This window comes from Sphingomonas faeni (assembly GCF_024273235.1).
GTDB lineage: Bacteria > Pseudomonadota > Alphaproteobacteria > Sphingomonadales > Sphingomonadaceae > Sphingomonas > Sphingomonas faeni_A.
Genome location: NZ_JANBVH010000065.1, coordinates 1 through 10,661 on the forward strand (window position 1 = coordinate 1; position 10,661 = coordinate 10,661).

Annotated in this window: 9 protein-coding genes; 7 read left to right on the top strand and 2 right to left on the bottom strand. The window is 66.6% G+C overall.

Going from position 1 to position 10,661, the window contains the following annotated elements; genetic code table 11:
* Positions 1-262 precede the first annotated feature (262 nt).
* Both NLI89_RS21090 and NLI89_RS21095 read right to left on the bottom strand, forming a co-directional pair.
* Positions 263-1,633 carry a replication-associated recombination protein A gene (locus tag NLI89_RS21090; RefSeq protein ID WP_254688723.1) on the bottom strand — a complete coding sequence of 457 codons (1,371 nt, stop codon included), beginning with the start codon at positions 1,631-1,633 and terminating at the stop codon, positions 263-265.
* Between the two features lie 34 nt (positions 1,634-1,667).
* Positions 1,668-3,677: a sigma-54-dependent Fis family transcriptional regulator gene (locus tag NLI89_RS21095; RefSeq protein WP_254688724.1), complete on the bottom strand. Its 2,010-nt coding sequence runs from the start codon at positions 3,675-3,677 to the stop codon at positions 1,668-1,670.
* A 347-nt stretch (positions 3,678-4,024) separates the two neighbouring features.
* On the opposite strand from NLI89_RS21095, the gene NLI89_RS21100 reads away from it, so the two are divergent.
* Genes NLI89_RS21100 through NLI89_RS21130 form a run of 7 tightly spaced genes read left to right on the top strand, consistent with a single transcriptional unit; the run spans position 4,025 to position 10,311 of the window.
* The gene (locus NLI89_RS21100; protein ID WP_254688725.1) at positions 4,025-4,432 is read left to right on the top strand and encodes a c-type cytochrome; all 408 of its coding nucleotides are present in this window, start codon (positions 4,025-4,027) and stop codon (positions 4,430-4,432) included.
* 10 nt (positions 4,433-4,442) lie between these two features.
* Positions 4,443-4,838: a VOC family protein gene (locus tag NLI89_RS21105; RefSeq protein ID WP_254688726.1), complete on the top strand. Its 396-nt coding sequence runs from the start codon at positions 4,443-4,445 to the stop codon at positions 4,836-4,838.
* 36 nt (positions 4,839-4,874) lie between these two features.
* Positions 4,875-5,414 (top strand): gluconate 2-dehydrogenase subunit 3 family protein, encoded by a 540-nt coding sequence (locus NLI89_RS21110; RefSeq protein ID WP_254688727.1) that lies wholly within the window; start codon positions 4,875-4,877, stop codon positions 5,412-5,414.
* 23 nt (positions 5,415-5,437) lie between these two features.
* Entirely contained in the window at positions 5,438-7,009 is a 1,572-nt protein-coding gene (locus tag NLI89_RS21115; RefSeq protein ID WP_254688728.1) for a GMC family oxidoreductase, read from the top strand.
* Entirely contained in the window at positions 7,009-7,743 is a 735-nt protein-coding gene (gene gloB / locus NLI89_RS21120) for a hydroxyacylglutathione hydrolase (protein WP_254688729.1), read from the top strand. Before NLI89_RS21115 ends, gloB begins: the two co-directional genes overlap by 1 nt.
* Positions 7,740-9,530: a D-lactate dehydrogenase gene (gene dld, locus NLI89_RS21125; RefSeq protein ID WP_254688730.1), complete on the top strand. Its 1,791-nt coding sequence runs from the start codon at positions 7,740-7,742 to the stop codon at positions 9,528-9,530. The genes gloB and dld overlap by 4 nt, the downstream gene beginning before the upstream one ends.
* Entirely contained in the window at positions 9,520-10,311 is a 792-nt protein-coding gene (locus NLI89_RS21130) for an SDR family NAD(P)-dependent oxidoreductase (protein ID WP_254688731.1), read from the top strand. The genes dld and NLI89_RS21130 overlap by 11 nt, the downstream gene beginning before the upstream one ends.
* The last annotated feature ends 350 nt before the right edge of the window (positions 10,312-10,661 follow it).

Below are 10,661 nucleotides of genomic sequence, written 5' to 3' on the forward strand. Positions count from 1 at the left end.
GATCGGCGGTGACGGAAAACCTCCAAAATCGGGTTCCCGCCTACGTGGGCAAAGCGATAGGGTTTGTCGCACACGCTAAACCTCAATCAACGGCCGCGCCCGTAGCTTCGGCGGTGCCATCGGGAATCATGTGTTTGACGACAGGCAGAAGTCGACCAGCTAAAGCCGTTTCCCCACCAGCGCCTAAACGGCCGTTTCTGCCGGAACCCGCCATTCGCGTCTCATTGAACGGAACGGCAGCACTGCGCATAAAGTTTGTCGTTCAGCGGTCACCGCGCTGTTCTGGAAACCCGCCGTCATGTCGTCCGTGCACGTCAGGCACTCCCCTTGCGTCGCGCTCGTCGCGACGTAGGTTCCAGTGGCCCGTGCGCCGCTTGATCTGCGTTTCGAAGCCTCGGTCGTTCGGTTCGTATACAGCCTGGCGCCCGATTTCGTCGGGCCAGTAGTTCTGCGCCGAAAAGGCGTCGGGCCAGTCGTGCGAATATTCATACCCTTGCTTGAAATTCATCGACGCGTGCAGGGTGGTCGGGGCGTTCAGGATGTGCATCGGCGGCCGGACATTGGGCGTCGCCGCGGCGAGGTCCATGGCTCGTCCCCAGGCAAGATAGACTGCGTTGGATTTTGGCGCCGTGGCGACCGCGACGATCGCCTGCGCCAGCGCATAGCCCGCCTCTGGCATACCGACATGCTGGAACGACTGGAGCGCCGCGATCACGATGCCGAGCACCGTGGGATCGGCCATCGCGACCTCCCCCGACGCCATGACCAGCAGTCGGCGGAGAAGAAAGCGCGGATCCTCGCCCGCCTGGACCATGCGGGCGCCATAATAGAGGCCGGCATCGGCATCGCTGCCGCGGATCGCTTTCTGGAAGGCGCTGGCCAGCTCGAAATGGCCGTCGCCCTGGCGGTCGTAATTGGCGATGCGGCGCGACAGGATGCGCGTGAGGTCCTCAACGCCGAGCGGCGCGCCCGGCGGCGCATCGAGCAGTTCTTCGACCATGTTGAGGAAATAGCGCCCGTCACCGCCGGCCAGTTCGAACAGCGCGGCGCGGGCTTCGTCGGTGAGGGCGAGCGTCATGCCGCATTCGGCTTCCGCGCGCGCCAGCAGCCGCGCGAGGCCAGTCGCGTCGAACGGCTCGAGCGTCAGGACACGCGCGCGCGACGTGATGCCTTTGGCCAGCGTGAAAGACGGCGCCTCAGTCGTCGCGAGGATCGCGGTGACCGTGCCGTCCTCCATTACCGGCAGCAACGTCTCGGTGATGTTTTTCGGCGCGCGGTGGCATTCGTCGAGGAAGAGCAACGTGCGCTTGCCCATCCGCGCATACTGCCGCGCCTCGGCATAGGCGGCTTTCAATTCGGCGATCGTGACGTTGGTGGCGGAGAAAGCGACGAAGCGCATGCCCACCAGATCGGCGAGCAGCCGCGCGAGCGTGGTCTTGCCGATCCCCGGTGGCCCCCAGAAGATGATCGAGCTCAGCCGCCGCGCGGTGATCATGCGGGTCAGCGGCGCGTCGGGGCCGGTGAGATGGTCCTGGCCGACCACATCCTCGATCCGCGTCGGGCGTAGCCGTTCCGCAAGAGGGCGCGTCTCCATCGCGTCGGGCGCGGCGGCCTCGTTCGCAAACAGGTCCATGTCGTCTCCTCGGGAACGCGCGCTGTGCCGCGCGTCAGTCCGGATCGCGTTCGGTCCGGCCAAGCGGGTCGTAGCGGTTCAGGCCGAGCTTATCCATCCGGCGGTACAGCGTGCTGCGCGAGATGCCGAGCAGCACTGCCGCCGACGACAGATTGCCGCCGCTGTGCCGCATCGCGCGTTCCAGCGTGGCGCGATCGTCGGACGGCTCGGGCGGGGACAGCACGGTGAACGTTCGCGCGATATCGGCGTCGGCCGCGCTCGCCTCGGCGATATCCGCGGGCAGACAGTCGAGCCCGGCGACGCCGTCCTTGGCGAACAGGATCGACCGTTCGACCACGTTGCGCAGCTCGCGGACATTGCCCGGCCAGCGATGCGCGCGCAGCGCCGCCATCGTCTCGGGCGTGAAGCGCACCGGCGCGCGATGGTGGCGATCGGCGATGCGCGGATTGAAATAGTTGATCAGCTGGTCGAGATCGCCCGCCCGGTCTTGCAACGGGGGAACGGCGATCTCGACGATGCTGAGCCGGTGGTAGAGATCGAGCCGGAAGCGGCCGGCGGCGACCTCGTCGCGCAGATTGCGGTTGGTCATCGCGACGATGCGGACATCGACCTTGCGCGGACTGCTCTCGCCCATCCGCGTCACGACGCCTTCCTCCAGCGCGCGCAGCAGATAGGGTTGCAAGTCGAGCGCGAGCTCGCCGATCTCGTCGAGGCACAAGGTGCCGCCCTCGGCGAGTTCGAACCGCCCCACGCGCCCGCCCGCATCGGCGCCGGTGAACGCGCCGCGGACATAGCCGAACAGCTCGCTGGCAAGCGTCTCACGCGCCGCCGCGCCGCAGTTGAACGCGACGAACGGCCCCTTGCCGCGCGCGCTCTGTCCGTGGATCGCGCGCGCGAACAGCTCCTTGCCGGTGCCCGTTTCGCCATGAATCAGCACGGGCACGTCGAGCGGCGCGATCGAACGCGCGCGGTCGATCGACAGCATCAGTGGATCCGACGTACCGATGATGCCGTCGAACTGCGATCGGCGCGCATCGCTTTCGTCGGCGCTCGGCCGGATCGACGCCGCCGAACGCACGGGCGCGCGCGGCGGCAGCGCGATCAAATGCCCGGTCACTTCGCCATCGATGACCAGTGGCCGCATCCACTCCGCGAGCGCCAGCCGATCGATCCCGCCGCGTGCCGCGAACAGGTCGGTGCCGCGCTTCAGCTCGGGGATCGGCCCGTCTAAGCGCGCGCGCAGGTGCTGCCAGGCGGACGGGTTGGAGAACAGGATGCGGCCGCGCGCGTCGAGCGCGATCAGCGCGTCGCCCGAGCGGCGCTGGCTGTGTTCGAGCCCCATTTCAAGCATCCGCAGCCGCTGCTCCTGGACCTGCTGCAGCATCTGATGCTCGATACCGCTCGCCGCCATCACCGCCAGCGCAAGGATCTGCGCGCTGGATTCGCGGCTGCGCGCCGAAATGCCGACGATCCCGGCAACGCTCCCGTCGAGCGGATCGAGGATCGGCGCGCCGGAACAGCTCCAGCTCTTGATCCCTGCGCAATAATGCTCGCCGGCATGGACGATGACCGGCGCGCGCGAGGCGAGCGCGGTACCGATTCCGTTGGTGCCGGCACCCGCCTCCTTCCAGTTGCCGCCGCGCGCCAGCGCGATGTCGTTGGCGGCGTGGATGGTGGTCAGGTCGCCGACCGATTCCAGCACCACGCCGTCCGCATCGGCGAGCAGCATCACCGATCGCGTGCCGGCGAGCAGGTCCGCCGAATGCGCGAGCATGCCCGCCGCCGCCTTAAGCAGACCGATATTCTCGCGGCGCAGCAGGCCGATCGCGTCGCCCTGGATCCGCGGTGCCGCGTCGCTGCGATAGTCGACGTCCGAACGACGGCAGCGCTGCCAGGAATCGAGCACGGCGCGTCGTGCGGGCAGGGCGTCGGTCGCCTCGCCGGACAGGAAGCGTTCCCAGGCGGCATCGGCATGGCGTTCGGAATAGTCGAGCGCGCGTGACCCCGCGCCGGGGATGTCCGCGCTCAGGTCCGCCCGTGTCACTACGCCCAAACACCGTCTCCATTCACCGGGCTCATGGCCCGGGTCGCGCGCTGCGCGACACACCCGCCTTTCTAGAACGATCGGCGAGGCGCGCATAGCGGCATCTCCGGTGCGTCATTGTCGCACACCGAACGGAGATGACACAGATATGTGACACACTTCTGTACTACATCCGCGACGCCGGCCGCCCGATCCGCCGCCGCGACGCCGCCGCCATGGCCGCTCAACCCTTGTTAAGGCGGCATACTCGACCTTCGAAACATGGGAGATGCAGGTTTGGCACGGTCTTTGCTGATCATCCCGGCACAGCCCAAAAGGCGATCCGACCCGGAGAGGACCAGACACGTATGTCGCGTACCCATGACGAATCGAAACGACTGTCCTTGCTGCTCCTGTGCGGAGTCGCGACGTTCGCGGCGACCCCGATCGCGGCGCAGATGGCGATTCCCAAGGCTGCACCCGCATCCGGCGACAAGGTGTTCGGCCAGCAATGCGGCGCCTGCCATTCGGTGAAGCCCGGCGAACGCCGCATCGGCCCGTCGCTCGCCGCAGTCGTCGGCCGCAAGGCGGGGACCGCCGCCGGCTTCCCCTATTCGCCCGCGCTCAAGGCCAGCGGGATCACCTGGAACAAGGCCACGCTCGATAGCTGGCTGACCAAGAGCCAAGCCGCGGTGCCGGGCACGCGGATGAGCTACGCGCAGGCGGACCCCGCCAAGCGCAAGGCGATCATCGATTACCTCACCACGCTGAAATAGGGCGACCCCAATGGCGAAAATCATCCACTCCATGATCCGCGTGCTCGACGAGCAGCGGTCGGTGGACTTCTACAAGACCGCGCTCGGCCTCGATGTGGTCGATCGCTACCCGTTTGACGGGTTCACGCTCGTCTATCTGCGCAACGCGGAGAACGCTATGGAGCTCGAACTGACGGTCAATCACGACCGTACCGAGCCCTATGTGCTGGGCGACGGATACGGCCATCTCGCGGTGACGGTGCAGGACCTTGTCGCCGAGCACGCCCGCATGGACGCCGCCGGCATCGCACCGCTCGCGATCAAGGAATTCTTCCGCGAGGGCAGCCTGATGGCGCGCTTCTTCTTCATCCAGGATCCCGACGGCTACAAGACCGAGATCCTCCAGCATCACGGCCGCTTCGTCTGAGCCTGATCCAAAAACAAAAACCTTAGGAGAGGATCTATGCGCGTAATCGACAAGATCGACGTCGTCAGCCGGCGCGGCTTCCTGAGCCGGTCGGCCGGGACCGCAGCGCTGTTCGCGGCGATCCCCGTACTGCCGGCGCGCGCCTATGCGGCGGTGACGCTGAAGACCGGACCCGCCTCGGCCGTCGGCACGCTCGTGCGGATGGCGCGCGACCTGTTCCCGCACGACCGGCTGCCCGACACAGCCTATGAGGCCGCAGTCGGCACGATCGACGCGCAGTTCGCCGATGACGCGGTCAGGAAGACGACGATGGCGCAGGGCGTCAAGGACCTCGACGCCGCGGCGGTGAAGCTGAAGGGCAAGCCCTATCTCGCACTCGCCAAGGAAGAGGACCGCGTCACGGTGCTCAAATCGATCGAGACCACGCCCTTCTTCAAGGCGATGCGGTCGGGGATGGTCACCGGGCTCTACAACCAGAGCGAGCTGTGGGTGAAGTTCGGCTACGAAGGATCGTCCGCCGAACAGGGCGGCTACATCCACCGCGGCTTCAACGACCTGGACTGGCTTCCGGCCTGAACGGCCACGGAGAGGATAACGACATGGCTGGTACATTCGATCTGAACGACGACACCGTCGTCGTGGTCATCGGCTCGGGCGCGGGCGGCGGGACGCTCGCCAACGAGCTCGCGCAGAAAGGCATCAACGTCGTCTGCCTCGAGGCCGGCGCGCGCTACGAGATCAACGATTTCATCAACGACGAATGGGAGAGCTTCGCCCAGCTCGCCTGGACCGACAAGCGCACCACCTCGGGCAGCTGGCGCGTCGCGACCGACTTTCCCGAACTGCCCGCCTGGATCGTCAAGGCGGTCGGCGGCACGTCGACGCACTGGGCCGGCGCCTCGCTGCGCTTCCAGGATCACGAGTGGAAAGCGCGCACCACCTATGGCGACGTGAAGGACGCGGCGTTGCTCGACTGGCCGATCGACGGCGCCGAGATGGCGCCCTGGTACGCCAAGGCCGAGTACAAGATGGGCACGACGGGCACCAACGGCATCCCGCGGTTGCCGGGCAACAACAACTACAAGGTCTTCCATGCCGGCGCGACCAAGCTCGGCTACAAGGAGGTCCATACCGGCAACATGTCGATCAACAGCCGCGACCGCGACGGTCGCGGATCGTGCCAGCAGATCGGCTTCTGCTTCCAGGGCTGCAAATCGGGCGCGAAATGGTCGACGCTCTATACCGAAATTCCCAAGGGCGAGGCGACCGGCCATCTGGAAGTGCGCCCCGAAAGTCAGGTGATCCGTATCGAGCACGACGCGCAGGGCCGCGCCTCCGCGGTGGTCTATGCCGACAAGGCCGGCGCCATGCACCGCCAGAAGGCGCGCGTCGTCGCGGTCGCGGGCAACTCGATCGAAAGCCCGCGCCTGCTGCTCAATTCGGAGAGCAACACGTTCAGGACCGGGCTCGGCAACGACAGCGGCAATGTCGGAAAGCATTACATGCGCCACACCACGGGATCGGTGTACGGCATCTTCGACAAGCCGGTGCACATGTACCGCGGCACGGTGATGGCGGGCGTGATCCGCGACGAGGCGCGGCACGACACCAGCCGCGGCTTTGCCGGCGGATACGAGTTCGAGACGATCTCGCTCGGCGTGCCGTTCATGGGCGCGTTCATGAACCCGGGCGGCTGGGGTCGCGACTTCACTTCGGCGCTCGATCATTACGATCACATGGCCGGGATGTGGATCGTCGGCGAGGACATGCCGCGCGCGACCAACCGCGTCACGCTCAACGCCGGCGTCAAGGACCGCTTCGGCATGCCCGTCGCCAACGTCCATTACGACGACCATGCCAACGACGTCGCGATGCGTACCCACGCCTTCAAACAGGGTGCGGCGATTTACGACGCGGTCGGCGCCAGGCGCACCGTGCTGACCCCGCCCTATCCCTCGACGCACAATATGGGCACCAACCGGATGAGCGAGAAGCCCGAGGACGGCGTCGTCAATCGCTGGGGGCAGAGCCACGAGGTGAAGAACCTGTTCGTCTCCGACGGCAGCCAGTTCACCACCAGCGCGGCCGAGAACCCGACGCTGACCATCGTCGCGCTGGCGATCCGGCAGGCCGATCACCTGGCCGGCCTGATGAAGCGCAACGAGCTGTGATGCACGGCGCGCTCGAGGTCGTCGCGGTGCCGGTGCTCGACGACAATTACGTCTGGCTGCTCCACGATCCCGCGAGCGACGAGACCGTGGTCGTCGATCCGGGCGAGGCCGCGCCGGTGCTCGCCGCGGCGGCGGCGCGCGGCTGGACGATCGGGCAGGTGTGGAACACGCACTGGCACGCCGATCACGTTGCCGGCAACGCGGCGATCATCGCGGCGACCGGCGCGACGCTGACCGTGCCCGCGCGCGAGGCGGATCGCATCGGGGCGGGCGATGTGCTGGTCGCGGCCGGCGACGGCGTGGTGATCGGTGCGCATCGGGGTACGGTTCTCGATCTGCCCGGGCATACCGCGGGGCATATCGGCTATCACCTGATCGACGACGCGATGATCTTCGTCGGCGACACGCTGTTTGCGATGGGATGCGGCCGGCTGTTCGAGGGCGACGTGACCCAGCTTTGGTCGAACATGCGCCAGCTGGCTGCGCTGCCCCGTGAGACCGAAGTCTTCTGCGCGCACGAATATACGCTCACCAATGGGCGCTTCGCCATGCTCGCCGAACCGGACAATGCCGCGATCGCAATCCGCATGGCGCGGGTCGTGGCCATGCGCGACCGCGGTGAGGCAACGGTTCCGACGACGATCGCCGCCGAACACGCCACCAACCCGTTCCTGCGCGTCGGGTCGGTCGCCGAGCTGGCCGCCTTGCGCGCCGCACGGGACGATTTCCGATGACCGCTCCGGACTCCTTCGACCTGACGGTCGCCGTCACGGTGAAGCGCGCGCCGCAAACGCCCGGCCAGCTCGCCGCCACGCTGCGCGACATCGTCGGCGACCGGCATGTCCTGACGGGCAAGACCGACATGCGACGCTTCGCCACCGGCTATCGCTTCGGCGGTGGGGCGGTGCTGGCGGTCGTCCGTCCCGGATCGCTGGTCGAGCAATGGCGCGTGCTGCAGGCCTGCGTTGCGGCCGGCGTGATCGTCATCCTCCAGTCGGCGAATACTGGGCTGACCGGGGGCTCGACGCCGCACGGGGACTATGACCGCGGCGTCGTTCTGATCAACACGCTGCGCGTTGTCGGCCTGCACCTTATCGGCGTCGGCGAACAGGTCGTCTGCCTCCCCGGCACCACCTTGTACGACCTCGAAAAGGCACTGGCGCCGATCGGGCGCGAGCCGCATTCGGTGATCGGATCCTCGTGCATCGGCGCGTCGGTGTTCGGCGGAATCTGCAACAATTCGGGCGGCTCGCTGGTCCAGCGCGGTCCTGCCTTCACGCAGCTCGCGCTCTATGCGCGGCTCGCCGACAACGGCACGCTCGAACTGGTCAACCATCTCGGCATCGCACTCGGCGACGATCCCGAGACGATCCTCGCCCGCGTCGCGCGCGGCAGATTTTCGGCGGACGACATCGCAACCCCCGAGCGCGCGGCGTCGGATCACGGCTATGGCGGGCATGTCCGCGAGATCGACGCCGACACGCCCGCGCGGTTCAACGCCGACCCGACCCGGCTGTTCGAGGCGTCTGGCAGTGCCGGCAAGATGATGCTGCTCGCGGTACGGCTCGACACCTTCGCCAAAGCGCCCGAAACCGCGACCTTTTATATCGGCACCAACGACACCGCCGAACTCACCACGCTACGCCGCGACATCCTCGGCGGCTTCGCGTCGCTGCCCGTGTCGGGCGAATATATCCACCGCGATGCGTTCGACATCGCCGCGGTCTACGGCAAGGACAGTTTCCTCGCGATCGAGCATCTCGGCACCGACCGCCTGCCCATGCTTTTCGCGCTCAAGACGCGAGTCGACGCGATCGCCGAGCGTGTCGCGTTCCTGCCGCGGCAGTTCGGTGATCGCCTCCTCCAGGCCGCCAGCCGGCTGTTCCCCAACCACCTGCCGCGGCGGATGCGCGCCTATCGCGATCGGTTCGAGCATCACCTGATCCTGAAGATGGCCGGCGACGGCGTCGCCGAAGCGCGCGCCTATCTGACCGCCACCTTCCCGAGCGCGAGCGGCGACGTCTTCGAATGCACGCCGGACGAAGCGACCAAGGCATTCCTGCACCGCTTCGCGGTCGCGGGCGCGGCCGTCCGCTACCGCGCGATCCATCAGGATCAGGTCGAGGACATCGTCGCGCTCGATATCGCGCTGCGCCGCGACGATCGCGACTGGTTCGAGACGCTGCCGGTCGATCTTGCCGCGCCGATCCTGCACACGCTCTATTACGGTCACTTCTTCTGCCACGTCTTCCATCAGGATTACATCGTGGCGAAGGGGCATGACCCGCAGGCGCTGGAGCACAAGATGCTCGCCCTGCTCGACGCGCGTGGCGCGGAATATCCAGCCGAGCATAATGTCGGCCATCTCTACGCGGCCAAACCCGCGCTCGCCGCGCATTACCGCGCGCTGGATCCCTGCAATGCCTTCAACCCCGGCATTGGACACACGTCGCGAAACGCCGGCTGGCAAGCATCACCGGTGACGCAAATGAATCCCCAAGGAGAATATCATGTCTCGTGAAATCACCAATTCGGTCGCGCTGATCACTGGCTCGGCGCGCGGCATCGGCAAGTCGATCGCGCTTCGCCTCGCGCAGGACGGCCATGATATCGCGCTGAACGATATCGCCGCCAACGCCGGCCAGCTCGAAGCCACGGCAGAAGAGCTGCGCGCGACCGGCCGCAAGGTCAGCACCGTCATCGCCGACGTCTCGGTCTCCGACGACGTCACCGCGATGATTGAGAAGGTCGCGGCCGACCAGGGCCAGCTCAACGTCATGATCGCGAATGCCGGCATCGCGAAGGTCACCGCGCTGCTCGACATGGGCGTCGACGAATGGGACCAGGTGATGGCGGTCAACACCCGCGGCACCTTCCTTTGCTATCAGGCCGCGGCCAAGCAGATGATCAAGCAGGGCGGCGGCGGCAAGATCATCGGCGCGGCCTCGATCGTCGCGTTCCGGCCGTTCGCGCTGCTCGCGCATTACTCGGCGTCGAAATGGGCGGTGCGCGGCCTGACCCAGGCGGCGGCGATGGAATGGGCCAAGCACAAGATCACGGTCAACGCCTATTGCCCCGGCATCGTCGGCACGGCGATGTGGGACCTGATCGACGAGAAGCTCGCCAAGGAAGAAGGCCTGCAGCGCGGCGAAGCGCTCAAGAAATATTCCGAGGCGATCCTGATGGGCCGCGTGTCCGAGCCCGAGGACGTCGCCAAACTCGTCTCCTATCTGTCCTCGCCCGACAGCGATTACATGACCGGGCAGTCGGTCCTAATCGATGGCGGAATTCAATTCTCGTAATGGGCGCCCCTTCCAGCCGATCGGCTGGAAGGGGCAACCTTTTGGTCGCGATATGCCACATCTGCGGGCGCGGCGCCGACCGCCGCTTTCTGGATTTTTCGCGACGGCAGTTTTCCTGGCTTCATTCCCGAAACCTGACGATCAGCCTTCGGCCAGGCTTGCTCGTTGCGGGGCAGGATGACGGATTCATCTAGATTGTCCGCTAATTCCAAAAGCTGACCTTCGGTGTCCGGCCAGCGAACGACCGCTTCGTCTCAAAAGTCGTCGCTAGGCAGCACGATGGCGTAACCCTGTCGCCATCGCAGATGCACAACAAACAGGTGTTTTGCGCGGCCAAAGCGGGCCTGCCG